Annotated in this window: 14 protein-coding genes; 13 read left to right on the top strand and 1 reads right to left on the bottom strand. The window is 43.0% G+C overall.

Going from position 1 to position 17,035, the window contains the following annotated elements:
* Nucleotides 1-107 precede the first annotated feature (107 nt).
* From BFP75_RS02180 to BFP75_RS02115, 13 genes are all read left to right on the top strand, one after another.
* The gene (locus BFP75_RS02180; protein ID WP_099543035.1) at nt 108-1,301 is read left to right on the top strand and encodes an Nramp family divalent metal transporter; all 1,194 of its coding nucleotides are present in this window, start codon (nt 108-110) and stop codon (nt 1,299-1,301) included.
* Entirely contained in the window at nt 1,301-2,044 is a 744-nt protein-coding gene (pxpA, locus tag BFP75_RS02175) for a 5-oxoprolinase subunit PxpA (RefSeq protein WP_099543034.1), read from the top strand. The genes BFP75_RS02180 and pxpA overlap by 1 nt, the downstream gene beginning before the upstream one ends.
* On the top strand, nt 2,041-2,778 hold the full coding sequence (pxpB, locus tag BFP75_RS02170) for a 5-oxoprolinase subunit PxpB (protein WP_099543033.1): 738 nt from the start codon (nt 2,041-2,043) through the stop codon (nt 2,776-2,778). The genes pxpA and pxpB overlap by 4 nt, the downstream gene beginning before the upstream one ends.
* Nucleotides 2,771-3,610: a biotin-dependent carboxyltransferase family protein gene (locus BFP75_RS02165; RefSeq protein ID WP_099543032.1), complete on the top strand. Its 840-nt coding sequence runs from the start codon at nt 2,771-2,773 to the stop codon at nt 3,608-3,610. The genes pxpB and BFP75_RS02165 overlap by 8 nt, the downstream gene beginning before the upstream one ends.
* A gap of 367 nt (nt 3,611-3,977) precedes the next feature.
* Complete coding sequence (gene ilvD, locus BFP75_RS02155; protein WP_099543030.1) at nt 3,978-5,660, top strand: dihydroxy-acid dehydratase; 1,683 nt, start codon at nt 3,978-3,980, stop codon at nt 5,658-5,660.
* A gap of 27 nt (nt 5,661-5,687) precedes the next feature.
* The gene (ilvB, locus tag BFP75_RS02150; protein WP_099543029.1) at nt 5,688-7,421 is read left to right on the top strand and encodes a biosynthetic-type acetolactate synthase large subunit; all 1,734 of its coding nucleotides are present in this window, start codon (nt 5,688-5,690) and stop codon (nt 7,419-7,421) included.
* A 3-nt stretch (nt 7,422-7,424) separates the two neighbouring features.
* The gene (locus tag BFP75_RS02145) at nt 7,425-8,006 is read left to right on the top strand and encodes an O-methyltransferase (protein ID WP_099543028.1); all 582 of its coding nucleotides are present in this window, start codon (nt 7,425-7,427) and stop codon (nt 8,004-8,006) included.
* Nucleotides 8,007-8,076: 70 nt separating this feature from the next.
* On the top strand, nt 8,077-8,604 hold the full coding sequence (ilvN, locus tag BFP75_RS02140) for an acetolactate synthase small subunit (protein ID WP_099543027.1): 528 nt from the start codon (nt 8,077-8,079) through the stop codon (nt 8,602-8,604).
* Between the two features lie 64 nt (nt 8,605-8,668).
* Nucleotides 8,669-10,144: a ketol-acid reductoisomerase gene (ilvC, locus tag BFP75_RS02135; RefSeq protein ID WP_099543026.1), complete on the top strand. Its 1,476-nt coding sequence runs from the start codon at nt 8,669-8,671 to the stop codon at nt 10,142-10,144.
* A 33-nt stretch (nt 10,145-10,177) separates the two neighbouring features.
* On the top strand, nt 10,178-11,428 hold the full coding sequence (gene ilvA / locus BFP75_RS02130) for a threonine ammonia-lyase IlvA (RefSeq protein ID WP_099543025.1): 1,251 nt from the start codon (nt 10,178-10,180) through the stop codon (nt 11,426-11,428).
* Nucleotides 11,429-11,438: 10 nt separating this feature from the next.
* Nucleotides 11,439-13,031, top strand: a complete 1,593-nt coding sequence (locus BFP75_RS02125; protein ID WP_099543052.1) for an NADP-dependent glyceraldehyde-3-phosphate dehydrogenase — start codon at nt 11,439-11,441, stop codon at nt 13,029-13,031.
* 223 nt (nt 13,032-13,254) lie between these two features.
* A complete protein-coding gene (locus BFP75_RS02120; RefSeq protein WP_099543024.1) occupies nt 13,255-14,454 on the top strand; it encodes an MFS transporter in 1,200 nt (399 codons plus the stop codon).
* Nucleotides 14,455-14,551: 97 nt separating this feature from the next.
* The gene (locus BFP75_RS02115) at nt 14,552-15,814 is read left to right on the top strand and encodes a serine hydrolase domain-containing protein (RefSeq protein ID WP_240531669.1); all 1,263 of its coding nucleotides are present in this window, start codon (nt 14,552-14,554) and stop codon (nt 15,812-15,814) included.
* Between the two features lie 73 nt (nt 15,815-15,887).
* Here the strand turns inward: BFP75_RS02115 and leuB are convergent, their stop codons facing one another.
* Complete coding sequence (gene leuB / locus BFP75_RS02110; RefSeq protein WP_099543023.1) at nt 15,888-16,943, bottom strand: 3-isopropylmalate dehydrogenase; 1,056 nt, start codon at nt 16,941-16,943, stop codon at nt 15,888-15,890.
* Nucleotides 16,944-17,035: the final 92 nt, after the last annotated feature.

Raw genomic sequence — 17,035 nt, 5'->3', positions numbered from 1 at the left:
AAACGGCATTTTGAAATGTTAAAATTGTTGTGAACTACTATTTTTTTAAAGGGAGATTTTTAGCACAATTGAAGGTATCTTTATGAAAATCTAAAATTTATTACCCAATGTTTAAAAAAATGGGACCCGGAGTCCTGGTTGCGGCTGCGTTTATTGGTCCGGGAACGGTAACGGCCTGTACCTTGGCCGGGGTTTCCTTTGGCTACACCCTCTTGTGGGCCATGCTACTTTCGGTTTTGGCAACCATGGTATTGCAGGAAATGTCGGCCAGATTGGGAATCATCACCCAAAAGGGATTGGCGGAAGTAATCAAGCAGGAATTGGCCCATAAATATGTTAGAATGATGGTGGTTGGGATTATACTTTCGGCCATTGTCATTGGCAATGCGGCTTATGAAGCGGGTAATATTGGAGGCGGTGCCTTGGGTCTGGAGGCATTGTTCGGGATTTCTCGGGCAGGATACTATCCTGTTATTATCGGTTTTCTGGCCTTCATCCTTTTATATATGGGTAATTATAAGGTTTTGGAAAAGGTCTTTATCTCCTTGGTAATCCTAATGAGCCTTTCCTTTGTAATCACCGCCCTTCTCACAAAGCCGAATATCATAATGGTATTGCAAGGACTCTTTATTCCAAAGGTGGACAATGAAAATATCCTCACCGTAATTGCCTTGGTAGGCACTACCGTAGTACCATACAATCTCTTTTTGCATGCCTCCTTGGTAAGTGAGAAATGGAAATCTACAACCGATTTGAACCTTGCGAAGCGTGATACCTATGTATCCATTCTTTTGGGGGGAATCGTTTCCATGTGTATTATTGTGGCCGCGGCATCGGTAGATTTGATGGAGGTCGATAATGTGATGGATATGGCCAAGGCCTTGGAACCCCTGTATGGAACAAGTGCCCGATACTTCATGGGCATAGGCCTTTTTGCCGCGGGGGTTACATCGGCAATTACCGCACCCTTGGCGGCGGCCTATGTGGCGGCCAATTGCTTTGGTTGGAAGAACGGACTTAAAGATGCCAAGTTCAGAATGGTTTGGATGGTCATTTTGGGCTTGGGCGTTTTTTTTCTTTCCTTTGATATCAAACCGATTGAAGTAATCAAATTCGCGCAAATTGCCAACGGAATCCTGTTACCCGTAATTGCCATCTTTCTGCTAGGGGTGGTCAATAGAAGTACCTTGATGGGCGATAACAAGAATACCGCCCTTCAAAATATAATGGGAATTTCCATTGTTATTTTGGCGGTCTTCTTAGGGATAAAGAGTATTTTAAAGGTTTTGGAAGTGCTATAATGAAGATATATTCTATAGATATCAATTGTGATGTAGGTGAGGGAGTTGCGAACGAGGATCAATTGTTTCCTTATATTTCCAGTTGCAATATTGCCTGTGGTGGTCATACGGGCGATCGGGATTCTATGATAGCTACCGTGCGCTTGGCCAAGAGGTATGGCGTAGGTATAGGGGCACATCCCTCGTATCCTGACAGGGAGAATTTTGGCCGAAAATCCCTTTCCATAGATGCCTATGAATTGTCCCAAAGTATCGCCTCACAGATTGGTACGTTAGAATCCATATGTTTGGGGGAAGGTGTTGAACTTCGGCATATAAAACCCCATGGAGCGCTTTATAATGATTTGGCCAAAAATGAGGAATTGGCCCATTTGTTTTTGAAAGCTATTGAGCCGTATAAAAACAAATTGAATTTGTTTGTGCCTTTTGATTCGGTCATTGAAAAATTGGCATTAAAGCGAGGATTTCAAATAATGGTAGAGGCTTTCGCCGATAGAAATTATAATGAAGACCTAAGCCTGGTGTCCAGGTCCCTTCCAAACGCACTTCTTACAAAACCGGCTGAGGTACTGGAACATGTGCTTCATATGGTTACGGAGCAAAAGGTCAGGACAGTAGCCAATACATTTACGGGGATAAAGGCTGATACCTATTGCGTACATGGCGACACCCCGGAGGCTTTGCAAATATTAACGTATATTTCGAAGGAATTACCAAAACACCACATAGCCTTAAAAAAATGATTCATCCCCCAATTTCATTGAAGCCCTATGGAAGGCACGCCTTATTGATCGAGTGGCCAAACGAAGTAAGCGAAACGATTTTGGAAAGCATCTTGGATTTTGAAGACTTTCTAGTAAGGGATTGTTTAAAGGAAAGGGAGTGGGAAACCATATCCGCTTATAATTCGCTTTTGTTGGTACATCCAAAAATTGAAATCGATTTTCCAAAATTCAGTCAAAGCGTAAAGGAGTGGTATGAGCGGTCCAAAGGTAGCGTTGCCAGGGAAAAGGTACTTTGGAAATTACCGGTGAGTTATGACAAGGCCTTTGGCATCGATTTGGACGAAGTCGCAGATCGTTTGGGAATGGGCATAGACGAAATCATTACACTTCATACGGAATCCGTTTATACGGTATATGGAATTGGATTTGTTCCAGGTTTTATGTATTTGGGAGGTGTGCCCCAAGAATTGGAAATTCCCAGAAAGGCGACCCCAAGATTAAAAGTGAAAAAAGGGGCCGTAGGTATTGCTGGAAAGCAAACCGGCATCTATCCGCAGGAATCCCCTGGTGGCTGGAACATCATTGGCAATTGCCCGATACCTTTGTTCGATAGGAACAAAAAAAATCCCTGTTTTGTGAATGTTGGTGACAAAATACAGTTTCAAAAAGTTTCCTTGGGCGAGTATGAACTCCATAAAATAGAGGCCGAGGTAGGAATTTACAAACCAGAAAAAATGTTATTGGATGCTTAAGGTATTAAAATCTGGATTTTTCACGAGTGTACAGGATTTGGGTCGGTTTCACCACAGGAAGAAAGGTGTACCCGTTTCTGGTTGCATGGACCAGCAATCGGTTTATAAGGTAAATACGTTGTTGGAGAACGACGATCGAAGCGCCGTTCTGGAGATTACCATGACAGGTCCCACCTTGGAATTTGAAAAGGAAACCTCTATTGTGCTGGGAGGGGCCTTGATATCCGTTACCTTGAACAATAAGCCTATTCAAAATTATAAGGTATACCAGGTGAAGGCCGGGGATATTTTGTCTTACGGAAGTTTTAAAAAAGGCTTCAGAGCCTATTTGGCGATTAAGGGAGGTTTCAGGTCAAAGGAAATTTTAGGTAGCCGATCTTTTTATGTCCCCATAACGGATAAGAATAGATTGGAGGCTGGTGACGAAGTACCCTATGAGGAACACCAGGGATTTACGCCCAAGATTTCAGAACTCAAAGTGGATAGTTTATTGGATGAAACGGTTTTGGAGGTGTATAAGGCCCCAGAATTCGAGTTGCTGACCGATAGACAATTGGAAAACCTGTTTTCAAGGGAATTTACGGTGTCCAAGGAAAATAACAGAATGGCATACCAATTATCCGAAACCTTGGAGGGGCATCAACATAGTATATTGACTTCAGCTACCTTGCCCGGGACCGTTCAATTCACTCCTGCAGGAAAATTGATAATTCTTATGAAGGACGGACAGACCACAGGGGGGTATCCAAGAATTCTACAACTTTCGGACAAATCCATTTCAGTGCTGGCCCAAAAAAGGGAGGGCAATACCATTTCCTTTAAGTTTATTTAATTTTTGATCTGTTTTTAAAACTATGTTTTTGCCTTGCAAAAAATTTACGTACTATTGCCCTATGATTACAAAAAGCATTATAGTCAGTGAAATCGTCATTATTTCCCACAGGGAATGATATAGATTTTTCATCGACGTAAAAACCTGTATCAGAGCCATCCGATACAGGTTTTTTTATACTATTACCTGTAATCCCAAAGTAATGAATATGGTATAAATACAAATACTAAGTTATTGAAATACAGTTTATTAAATCAATTTTGGTAAAATTGAATTTGAACCAAGATTACAGGATAAAAATTGAACGCATTTTAAACTTATATCTTTGATATGAGCCAACTTTAAATTTACGCAAGAAGACGAAAAAATGGAATTGAACAAGTACAGTAAAAGTGTAACCCAAGACCCAACATTACCAGCGGCACAGGCCATGTTACATGCCATTGGACTAACAGATAATGATTTAAAAAAGCCTTTGATCGGTATAGCCAGTACCGGTTACGAGGGAAATCCATGTAATATGCACTTGAATGATTTGGCCGTTCATGTAAAAAAGGGCGCGGACAATGCAGGATTGGTGGGCTTGATATTCAATACCATCGGCGTTAGTGACGGTATAGCCAATGGAACACCGGGTATGCGTTATTCGTTGGTCTCAAGGGATATCATCGCAGATTCCATGGAAACGGTCGTGGAAGCTATGGCCTATGACGGACTGATAACTGTGGTAGGTTGTGATAAGAATATGCCGGGTGCCCTTATGGCCATGTTGCGTTTGAACCGACCTTCTATATTGGTATATGGCGGAACTATCGCTTCAGGGTGCCATAATGGCAAAAAATTGGATATTATTTCCGCTTTTGAAGCCTACGGACAAAAAGTAGCCGGAAATATCGATGAGGAAGAATATAAGGAAGTCATACACAAGGCATGTCCCGGTGCGGGTGCTTGCGGCGGTATGTATACGGCCAATACCATGGCTTCGGCCATTGAGGCATTGGGAATGTCGTTGCCCTTCAATTCTTCCAATCCGGCCATAAGTGATGGCAACCTTAAGGAACAAGAATCCGTTAAGGCGGGAGAGGCTTTGCGACTGTTGTTGGAGAGAGATATAAAACCATCGGATATCGTTTCCAAAAAATCCTTGGAGAACGCTTTTAGATTGGTAACCGTTCTAGGAGGTTCTACGAATGCGGTGCTTCACTTCTTGGCGATTGCCAAGGCCGCCCAGATAGAATTCACTTTGGAGGACTTTAAGAAAATCAGTGACAACACACCGTTGTTGGCCGATTTAAAACCGAGCGGAAAATATTCCATGGAAGACCTACATGGAGTAGGTGGTATACCCGGGGTTTTAAAATACATGTTGGATAATAATATGTTGCACGGCGATTGTTTAACGGTTACCGGTAAAACGCTTGCAGAGAATTTGAAGGATGTTCCCAATTTGATAGAGGGACAGTCAATCGTACATACCTTGGACAAACCCATTAAGGAAACCGGACATATACGTATTTTGTTCGGAAACCTGGCCACGGAAGGTGCGGTCGCTAAGATTACAGGTAAGGAAGGTCTTTCCTTTAAGGGTACGGCCAATGTATTTGATAGCGAGACTGCGGTAAACGAAGGCATCAAGAACGGAAAGGTAAAGAAGGGCGATGTTGTGATCATTCGGTATGAAGGGCCCAAAGGGGCACCCGGAATGCCAGAAATGTTGAAACCAACCTCTTCCATCATGGGAGCGGGATTGGGCAAGGATGTTGCATTGATTACCGATGGCCGTTTTTCTGGCGGGTCCCACGGTTTTGTAGTGGGCCATGTTTCCCCGGAAGCCCAAGTGGGCGGGAATATCGCGTTGGTGGAGAATGGGGATATTATTTCCATTGATGCCGAAAATAATACCATTGATATTGAGATTTCCGATGCGGAATTGGAAGCGAGAAGATCAAAGTGGGTGGCTCCAGAATTAAAGGCCAAAAGAGGAATGTTATACAAATACGCCAAAAGTGTGTCGTCTGCAGCCAAAGGCTGTGTTACCGATGAATTTTAAGCTAAAGGGTATTTCTAATTGTTTGATATGGAAACATTGAAAGAAAAAAAGACAGTGCAGGAACAGCAAAAATCGGTTAAGATCAGTGGGGCGGAAGCCATTATCCATTGTTTGCTGGCCGAAGGGGTCGATTTAATCTACGGCTATCCTGGTGGGGCCATAATGCCTGTCTATGACGAACTATATAAGTTTCAGGATAAGCTTACGCATATCCTAACAAGACATGAGCAAGGAGCGACCCATGCCGCCCAAGGATATGCCCGTGTTTCCGGTAGGGTAGGTGTTGCCATTGCCACCTCGGGTCCGGGGGCGACCAATTTGGTCACCGGATTGGCAGATGCACAGATCGATTCTACGCCCTTGGTCTGTATTACGGGGCAGGTTCCTAGACATTTATTGGGCTCCGATGCCTTTCAGGAAACGGATATTATTGGTATTTCAACACCTGTCACAAAATGGAACTATCAAGTGACCAAGGCTTCCGAAATTCCTGAAATTATGGCCAAAGCGTTCTATATTGCAAAATCTGGCCGGCCAGGTCCAGTGTTGGTGGATATTACCAAAAACGCCCAGTTTGACGAATTGGATTTTAGCTATACCAAATGCACCGGGGTCCGCAGTTATAAGCCGGCACCCAAGCCGGATGCGGAAGCCTTAAAGCAGGCCGCCGATCTTATAAACAACGCAAAAAAGCCACTGATCGTATGGGGCCAGGGTGTTATTCTTGGCAAAGCAGAGGAGGAACTGAAGGCGTTGGTGGAGAAGGCGGGGATTCCTGCGGCATGGACCATTATGGGTGCTTCGGCACTGGATACAGACCATCCTTTAAACGTGGGTATGGTGGGAATGCACGGAAATTACGGTCCCAACATTTTGACGAATGAGTGCGATGTGTTGATTGCCATAGGAATGCGCTTTGACGATAGGGTCACAGGACGTTTGGAAGATTATGCAAAGCAGGCAAAAGTGATCCATTTTGAGATCGATCCTGCCGAAGTCAATAAGAATGTACATGCGGATGTTGCCGTACTTGGAAATTCCAAGGAAACCTTGAGCTTGATCTTATCTTTGATTAATCCAAACACCCATAAGGAGTGGCTTCAGTTGTTCGCGGAAAAGTACCAGATAGAATATGATACGGTCATTAAGAACGATATCCACCCTACCAAGGAAGGCCTTACCATGGGGGAGGTAATCGAGGAAATAAACCTGGCTTCTGATCAAAAGGCGGTTATCGTTACCGATGTGGGCCAGCACCAAATGATCGGCTGTCGCTATGCAAAATTTAAGCAATCCAAAAGTAATATTACTTCAGGCGGATTAGGAACTATGGGCTTTGCCCTTCCTGCGGCCATAGGTGCAAAAATGGGCGCCATGGATAGGGAAGTAGTCGCCATTATAGGCGATGGCGGTTACCAAATGACCATTCAGGAATTAGGGGTCATCTTCCAGCACAATGTTCCCGTAAAGATCGTGGTGCTTAACAATGACCATTTGGGAATGGTGCGCCAATGGCAGGAATTGTTCTTTGACCGCAGGTATGCCTCTACGGTAATGACCAATCCAGATTTTGTAAAAATCGCGGAAGGCTATCACATTGAAGCAAAAAGGGTAACCGAAAGAAAGGATTTAAAGAGTACCGTTCAAGAGATGATGGCTTCAAAAAATCCATATTTTTTGGAGGTAAAGGTAGAGAAGGAAGATAACGTTTTCCCAATGATACCATCCGGTGCGGCGGTATCCGAAATCAGATTGAAATAATCCATGGACCATTCCAACGTGCAGGATTTCCCAAAGGTGTATAACGCGATACAGAATAAATCAGACGAGATTGGGTTTACCATGCCCTCGGATGTATATGTTGGCACCTTGTTAAAAACCTTGGTCAGCTCCAAACCCAAAGGGAGGTTCTTGGAACTGGGAACGGGTATTGGGTTGAGTTTATCCTGGATGATCGATGGGTTGGATGCGAAATCAAAATTGATAACCGTAGACAATGATGCCGAATTAATTGAAATCGCAGCATCTTTCTTTGGCGCGGATGAACGGGTAGAGATTGTATGTAAGGACGGAGCGGAATGGATCAATAATTATGATGGTGAAAAGTTCGATTTGATTTTTGCCGATGCATGGCCAGGAAAATATGGCCAATTGGAAGAAACCTTGGCCTTGTTGAAAGTAGGTGGTTTTTATGTGATCGACGATATGTTGGCGCAACCAAATTGGCCCCAAGGACATGAAAAAAATGTAGCCGACCTGATGGAATTTTTGGAAAACAGGGAGGATTTGAATTTGACTAAAATGAACTGGTCAACGGGTATTGTGTTGGCCGCAAAAGTTGCATAAGGAAGGACCAAAAGTCCATTTTAACAATTAACCGCCACAAAAAGGTGGCTTAGAATTTAAGGGTTACGTAATGAAAAATGAATGGTTTACCATATCGGTGTATTCCGAAAACAATGTAGGTTTGCTCAATAGAATATCGGGTATATTCCTCAAAAGACATATCAATATAGAAAGTTTGAACGTGTCAAAATCGGAAATAGACCATGTATCCAAATTTACCATTGTTGTCAATACCACTGAAAAATGGGTGCACAATATTGTTGGGCAAATAGAAAAGCAGATAGAGGTCATAAAGGCCTTTTACCATACAGATGATGAAACGATTTATCAGGAATCGGCCCTATTTAAAATAGCGTCCAACCTTTTGTTCGATGAGCGTCAGATCCAGAACATCATCAAGGAAAGCAATTCGCAGATCGTTACGGTTTCAAGGGAGTTTTTTGTTTTGGCAAAAAGCGGCAGAAGGTTTGAGATCGATGAGATGTACGAACAATTGAAACCCTTTGGCATCATGCAGTTCGTGCGTTCTGGCCGAATTTCGGTTTCCAAGGACGAAATGCAGATATCTTCTCTATTGCGGGAGTTTCAGCATAATTAACACTTTAGACTACTTATTAACCAAATTCCTTCGGGAGTAATCTCACTTAAAAACTAAAAATAAAATGTCAAACTACTTTAATACGCTGTCGTTAAGAGACCAATTAACACAATTGGGAAAATGTAGATTTATGGATGCCACGGAATTTTCCGATGGTGTAACTGCGTTAAAAGGAAAGAAAATTGTAATTGTTGGTTGCGGGGCCCAAGGGTTGAACCAAGGGTTGAACATGAGGGATTCCGGATTGGATATCGCATATACCCTAAGGGATGCGGCCATAAAGGAAAAAAGACAATCATATCTCAACGCTTCCGAGAACGGGTTCACGGTAGGTACGTATGAGGAACTGATTCCTAGTGCGGATCTGGTCATCAACCTTACCCCGGACAAGCAACATACCCAAGTGGTAGGTGCAGTAATGCCCCTAATGAAAAAAGGAGCGACCTTGTCCTATTCGCACGGTTTCAATATTGTGGAAGAAGGAACGAAAATTAGGGAAGACCTTACCGTAATCATGGTGGCGCCCAAGAGTCCTGGTTCTGAGGTACGTGAGGAATATAAAAGAGGTTTTGGGGTTCCTACCTTGATTGCCGTTCATCCGGAGAACGATCCGGAAGGTAAAGGATTGGAGCAGGCAAAGGCCTATGCCGCGGCCACAGGTGGTCATAAGGCAGGGGTGTTGGAATCCTCGTTCGTTGCGGAGGTGAAATCGGACTTAATGGGCGAGCAGACCATTCTTTGTGGCTTGTTGCAAACAGGATCCATTCTTTGTTTCGACAAAATGATCGAAAAGGGCATTGAACCCGGTTATGCTTCCAAATTGATTCAGTATGGTTGGGAAACCATTACGGAAGGCATGAAATATGGTGGAATTACGAACATGATGGATCGTTTATCGAATCCCGCCAAAATAAAGGCCTTTGAACTTTCCGAAGAATTAAAGGACATCATGAGACCTTTGTTCCAAAAGCATATGGACGATATCATGACGGGACATTTCTCCAAGACCATGATGGAAGATTGGGCAAATGACGATAAGAATCTTTTGACCTGGAGGGCAGAAACCGGCGAAACGGCTTTTGAAAAAACACCTGCGGGGGACGTTTCAATCTCTGAACAGGAATATTATGACAATGGCGTTTTGATGGTGGCCATGGTGCGGGCCGGGGTCGAGCTTGCCTATGAGTCCATGACCGAATCTGGTATCATTGGTGAATCCGCGTATTACGAATCCCTGCATGAAACCCCGTTGATTGCCAACACCATCGCAAGAAAGAAACTGTTCGAGATGAACCGAGTTATTTCAGATACGGCGGAATATGGCTGTTACTTGTTCGATCATGCCTGTAAACCTTTGTTGGCCGACTTCATGAAGAAAATAGACACCGATGTGATTGGAAAACATTACGGTGAAAACAAGGGCAATGGAGTGGACAATGCGAAGCTTATCGCCGTGAACAAAAAATTACGGGAACACCCTGTGGAAGTGGTTGGAGCCAGACTAAGGGAGTCTATGACCGCTATGAAACCTATTGTTTAATACTTGATAAAACAAACCTTTACCGTTCATCGTATGGAGTATTTCCCAAAGGTAGAGGATATAGAAAAAGCGGCGTTGACCATTCGGCAAGTATCGGAGGTGACGCCGCTTACTCCTAGTATTCGTTTGTCCAAACAATTTGGTGCAAACATATATTTAAAAAGGGAAGACCTTCAGCGGGTTAGGTCTTACAAAATCAGGGGTGCCTATAACAAGATCAATTCACTATCCCAGGAAGAACGTAAAAATGGCGTAGTTTGTGCCAGTGCCGGCAACCATGCGCAAGGTGTGGCCTTTGCCTGTAAGCATTTAAAAATCGAGGCAACGATATACATGCCTTCCGTCACGCCCAGACAAAAGGTGGAACAAACACAGATGTTTGGGGAGGAATGGGTGACCGTGGTTTTGGAAGGCGATACCTTCGACGATTCCTTCAATGCTGCAATGAAATATAGCAAGGAGCGAAACAAAACATTTATACACCCTTTTGACGATCCCAAGGTTATCGAGGGCCAAGGCACGGTTGGTTTGGAACTCTTGGAACAGACCAAGAATCCGATCGATTACATTTTCGTTGCCATAGGGGGTGGCGGACTGGCATCGGGGCTTTCGGCTGTTTTCAAAAACCTTTCGCCACAGACCAAAATTATTGGCGTGGAGCCTTTGGGAGCACCTTCCATGAAAACATCGGTAGAGAACAATCGGAATACGGAACTTGAACATATCGATAAGTTCATTGATGGTGCCGCGGTAAAAAAGGTAGGGGATTTCACTTTTGCCATTTGCAGGGAACATCTTTACGATATCGTAACGGTTCATGAAGGGAAGGTTTGTCAAACTATATTAGATTTGTACAACAGGGACGCCATTGTTGTGGAACCAGCAGGAGCTTTGAGCATCGCGGCGTTGGACGCTTTTGCAGATCAAATCAAGGGAAAGAACGTGGTCTGTATCGTAAGCGGTAGCAATAACGATATTACAAGAACTGCGGAAATTAAGGAGCGTGCCCTTTTATATGGGAAATTAAAACACTACTTTATTGTCCGATTTCCCCAGCGCCCGGGAGCCCTTAAGCAGTTTGTAGCGGAAATTTTGGGACCTACGGATGACATTACACATTTTGAGTATTCCAAAAAATCCAGTAAGGAAAATGCACCCGCCGTAGTTGGGATAGAACTTAAAAAACCGGAAGATTTGCAGCCTTTAATGGATAGAATGAAGGCCAATAATTTTTTTGGGGATTATATTAATGACAAACCAGATTTATTTCAATATTTGGTATAAAATTGAAACTATGAGCAAAAAGAATAGCAACATACCTAAGGAATTTGCAATTGAACAACCTATACATCAGACCAAATATTTAATAGATGGAAAATTAACGGAGTGGTCAGGTCCTATGACCGATGTATATTCCACCATTTCATCCACCCAGGAATATAAACCCACTTTGTTGGGAAGTGTTCCGGATTTACAGGAACCGCAGGCCTTGGAAGCCTTAAATGCGGCTCTAACAGCCTATGATAGAGGTCAGGGTGTTTGGCCAACCATGCATGTGCGAGACCGAATCATCTGTATGGAGAATTTTGTGAAACAGATGAAAACCAAAAGGGATATCGTTGTAAAGTATCTTATGTGGGAAATTGGAAAATCCCTGCCCGATTCCCAAAAGGAGTTCGATAGAACAGTCGAATATGTGGAGGACACCATTGAGGACTATAAGAACCTGGATAGAAATGCGGCCAAATTCCAGAAACATGATGGGGTTTATGCACATATCAAGCGCGGACCTTTGGGCGTAGTGCTCTGTTTGGGGCCCTATAACTATCCTCTGAACGAGACATTTGCCCTACTGATTCCTGCCATTATTATGGGGAATACTACCATATTTAAGCCCGCTAAACATGGGGTTCTTTTGATTACCCCATTGTTGGAAGCTTTCCAAACCTGTTTTCCAAAAGGTGTAGTAAACATCCTTTTTGGAAGGGGACGTACGGTTGCCGCACCTATAATGCAAACAGGAAAAGTGGACGTTTTGGCATTGATTGGCAACAGTAAATCGGCAAATGCCCTACAAGATCAGCATCCCAAAAGCAACCGATTGAGATTGGTATTGGGGCTGGAAGCCAAAAACCCGGCTATCATTTTACCGGATGCCGATATGGACCTGACCATCAACGAATGTTTGGCAGGTACCCTATCTTTTAATGGTCAGCGATGTACGGCTTTAAAGGTTATATATGTGCATGAGGATGTACGGGAAAATTTCCTTAAGAAATTTGCCGAAGAAGTGGATAAATTGAAGTTTGGGAATCCATGGGACGATGGGGTAAAATTGACACCTTTGCCAGAACCAGGTAAGCCGGCGTATATTCAGGAACTCATTGATGATGCCGTTGCCAAGGGAGCCAAGATTCTGAACAAAAAAGGAGGAAAGCATTTTGACAATTATATTTGGCCAGCAGTTTTGTATCCAGTTACCAAGGAAATGCGGGTATACCAGGAAGAACAATTTGGACCAATAATTCCCGTATTGTCCTTTTCTGACATTGAACAGCCTTTGGATGATATGGCGGAAAGCAACTATGGTCAGCAAGTGAGTCTATTTGGTAAAGATGTATATACGCTTTCCCCATTGATCGATACTTTGGTCAATTTAGTGTGTAGGGTGAACCTGAACAGCTCTTGCCAGCGAGGACCCGATGTGTATCCGTTCACCGGAAGGAAGGACTCCGCACAGGCCACACTTAGTGTGCACGATGCCTTACGTTCATTTTCTATACGGACGTTTGTTGCCTTTAAGGACAATGATTTGAATACTGAAACGGTTCAACAATTGTTGGAGGCCAAAGTCTCCAATTTCGTGAGTACGGATTACATTCTTTAAGCGCCTTAAGAACCTATTTAGGCCGAAACCTATGTTTTCGGCCTTTTTTTATGGATGGCACCCCAAATATGTCATTTTATCAAAAATTAACACATTTTGAGCATATTGGGTTAATATTGAATATAAATTGGTTAATACTCTGATGAATTGCGGTGTGAATGTTCCGTAATTTTGTATTCAAATAGAAACGAAAACAATCGCCACATAAAATAGAATAAGCAGTATGAATGTCAATCCATCGAACAAAAAAGCACTTTTCTCATTGGCCATAGGGGGTTTTGGCATTGGGCTTACTGAGTTCGTGATCATGGGTATACTAACGGAAGTGTCCACGGCCCTGGACATTACAATTTCCCAGGCAGGGCATTTTATTGCGGCCTATGCCTTTGGTGTCGTAGTTGGAGCTCCTTTGTTGACAAGTTTAGGATCTAAATTGTCCCCAAAACGAATGCTGTTTCTATTAATGATATGGTTTACCGTATTCAATTCCCTATCCGGTCTAGCCTCCAATTATGGAATCCTGCTGACATTGCGATTTTTATCGGGGATACCCCATGGTGCATTTTTTGGGATTGGAGCTGTTGTAGCCATGAAATTGGCAAAAAAGGGAAAATCGGCACGAGCGATAGCCATAATGTTCTCAGGATTAACGGTGGCAAACGTCATCGGAGTTCCGGTAGGAACGTATATTGGTCAGGAATTTGGTTGGAGCACCTCTTTCTTTTTAGTGGGCATTATCGGTATATTGACGTTGACAACCTTGCAGTTTTGGATGCCCCGAATGGAGGCCTCTGGTAATTCTCCCCAAGTAAAGTTATCGGACGCTTTAAAAAATAAGCAGCTATGGGCCATGATTGCCCTTACAACCATTGGTACGGGAGGCTTTTTTGCATGGTACAGTTATATTGCGCCTTTGATTACTGATGTAGCCGGACTGGATGACCATTTTGTGGGGTATGCCATGATGCTCGCTGGATTGGGAATGGTGCTTGGAAATTTTGTGGGAGCGAAAATGGCCGAACTATTTTCTCCCTTAAAGGCCGTAATCATCAGTTTGTCCGTGATGTCCGTGGTATTGGTCATGAACATGTTTATTGCTGCCAATCCGTACATGCTTATGGCTTTTACCTTTTTAATCGGCGCCATTGCCTTTACGGTTTCCACTCCCATTCAAATGGCCATTATAAATACGGCCAAGGGTTCAGAAATGTTGGGTTCTTCCATGAACCAGAGCGCTTTTAACATGGGAAATGCATCGGGGGCCTACCTTGCTGGGTTACCCATGGTCTTTGGATTTGATGTAATATACTCTAGTTTGGTTGGGGGGATCTTGGCCGCTTCCGGAGTTATATTGGCAGTTGCCATTTTTCTATACCGAAAACAAAGACTAAGAAAATCAAATGCAGTGGCTTTAAGTTCCTAGTTGACATCGGAATTCAGTATTTTCACAACTTTACGATTTTGGCCGTAATGAATTTCTAATTTCTACGTTAGAAATAATATGTAAATCCTACTGAATAGTGCATCGATTTAAACTCATTGTTGGCGCCATATTATTGGTTGTCATTCTTGTCATATTTTCTGCGGCATCCCTTGATATTCAAACTGAGGAAGTTCCCAAAGTCGATTTTCCGAACCAATTGGCGATTCAAAAAGAAGCCAGAATCTATGAAACGAGAAAAAAGGCTTTGAAACTGGCTATCAATGAATACTTTAACGAGGCATTAATATTGGGGGAAATTGCAGGTGCCGGCGTGAGTATTGTCAAAGGAGATTCCATTATATTGGCAGAAGGATTTGGAAAACGCAATATTGATGAAGGTACTCCGGTTAATGCGGAAACTGTATTTCGTTTAGGGTCTTTATCCAAAGGATTTACGGGTGTTTTGGCTGCAAAATTAGTGGAGGAAGGTGCGTTTGATTTTATGGACAGGGTTACCGATTATCTACCGGAATTTGTTTTTGGGGATAGTACAAATACCAAGCGCATAAAAATCGCCCATTTACTCTCCCATACTTCCGGGGCTCCATATCATAGCTACACGAATTTGGTGGAAGCAGGTTTGGCCATGAACAAAATTGCCGTGCAATTTGGGGAAGTGGAACCGCTAAATGAACCAGGAGTTCAATATAGTTATCAAAATGCCTTGTTCGCGCTTTCGCAGGAAGTGATGTTCCGGGTAACAGGCCAAAATATCAATTCATTATTGATGCAACGTTTTTTCGGTCCTTTGGGGATGTCACGTACATCAATGGACCATGCGTCTTTTTTAAAAATGGGGAACATTGCAGAGCCCCATGTAAAAAGAGGCAATAGTTGGCGGATTTTACCGTTAAAGGACAATTATTACAACGCGGTGGCTGCGGGCGGCATCGATGCCAGTGCGGATGATATGGGTAAATGGATGCGCTTTTTATTGGGACATAATACTGCCGTTATGGCAAAAAGTACCTTGGAAAAAGCTTTTGAGCCTTTTATCGAATTGAATGAGAACAATAAGTATTATCAACGTTGGGAAGGACACTTAAAATCAGCTTATGCTTTTGGATGGAGGGTTCATACATTGCAAAATAGAACATCCAATATGGAGGAAACCATGGTACATCACGGAGGCAGTGTCAATAGTTACAGAAATGAAATTGCCCTATTCCCGGATGCCGATTTGGGAATTTGTGTACTTATGAACAACCATTCAAGTTTGGCGAAACATGTTATACCGGACCTTAGGGCCATTGTTAAACATATATACGAATTATCACCCGATGCTTTGGCGAGCTTATAATTGTGTAAGTGATATTCAAAAGAAAACCCTCAATGGATTCATTGAGGGTTTTTCATTTTTGAATTTGGGTTGTCTAGATATTTTTGGCCAACCAATCCCCAACCTCACTGGTTTTATAGGATGTACCTCCTTCGGCCAAATCTTCGGTCACAATACCCTCAGCGAGGGATTTATTGACAACCCTTCTGATTTCTTCGGCCTCCTTGGTCAATGCAAGATCCTCAAACAACATGGCTGCGGATAAAACCGTTGCCAAAGGGTTGGCGATATCCTTACCGGCGGCTTGCGGATAGGAACCATGAATTGGTTCGTACAAGGATACCTTGCTACCAACGGAAGAAGACGGCATTAATCCCATTGATCCAGAAATTACGGAAGCCTCATCGGTTAAGATATCCCCAAAAAGGTTCGCTGTGATAATTACATCATATCCCTTGGGCCATTGGATTAAACGCATGGCAGTAGCATCCACAAATTCATAGGAAACGGTTACTTCCGGAAAATCCTTTTCCATAGCTTGTACGGTCTCCCTCCACAATCTAGAGGATTCCAGAACATTGGCCTTATCTACACAACATAATTTTTTGGAACGCTTCATGGCCATTTCAAAACCTTTTCTAGCAAGACGCTCAATTTCGAACCTTTGATAGGTCATGGTGTCAAAGGCGGTATGATTATCATCCTTTCTTCCTCTTTCCCCAAAGTAAATACCTCCGGTGAGTTCACGGAGAATTATAAGGTCGGTACCTTCGATTCTATCTCTTTTCAAAGGGGATTTATCTATCAAGGAAGGAAAAGTAAATGTAGGACGCACATTGGCAAACAACCCTAATTTCTGTCTCATTTTTAAAAGCCCTTGTTCCGGGCGGACCTTTGCCGTAGGATCGTTGTCAAACCTTGGATGACCTATAGCACCAAAAAGAACGGCATCTGAACTGGCGCAGATTTCATGGGTCTCATCCGGATACGGTTCGCCAACTGCGTCAATGGCAGCTGCACCGGTCAATGCTGGTTTCCAGGTAATTTCATGATCGTATTTACTTGCTATGGCATCACACACTTTTACTGCTTGATCTATAACTTCCGGGCCTATTCCATCTCCCGCCAATAGTGCTATGTTTAGTTTCATTTTTGTTTTTAGTTTCTAGTTCTTAGTTTCTAGTTTTAAGTTGATTAAATCTAAAATCTTCTATCTCAAATCTTATATCTATAAACCAATAA

This window comes from Maribacter sp. 4G9 (assembly GCF_002742265.1).
Lineage (GTDB): Bacteria > Bacteroidota > Bacteroidia > Flavobacteriales > Flavobacteriaceae > Maribacter.
The sequence above is the reverse complement of the archived record's forward strand: the minus strand, read 5'-3'. Positions and strand labels throughout refer to the sequence as shown.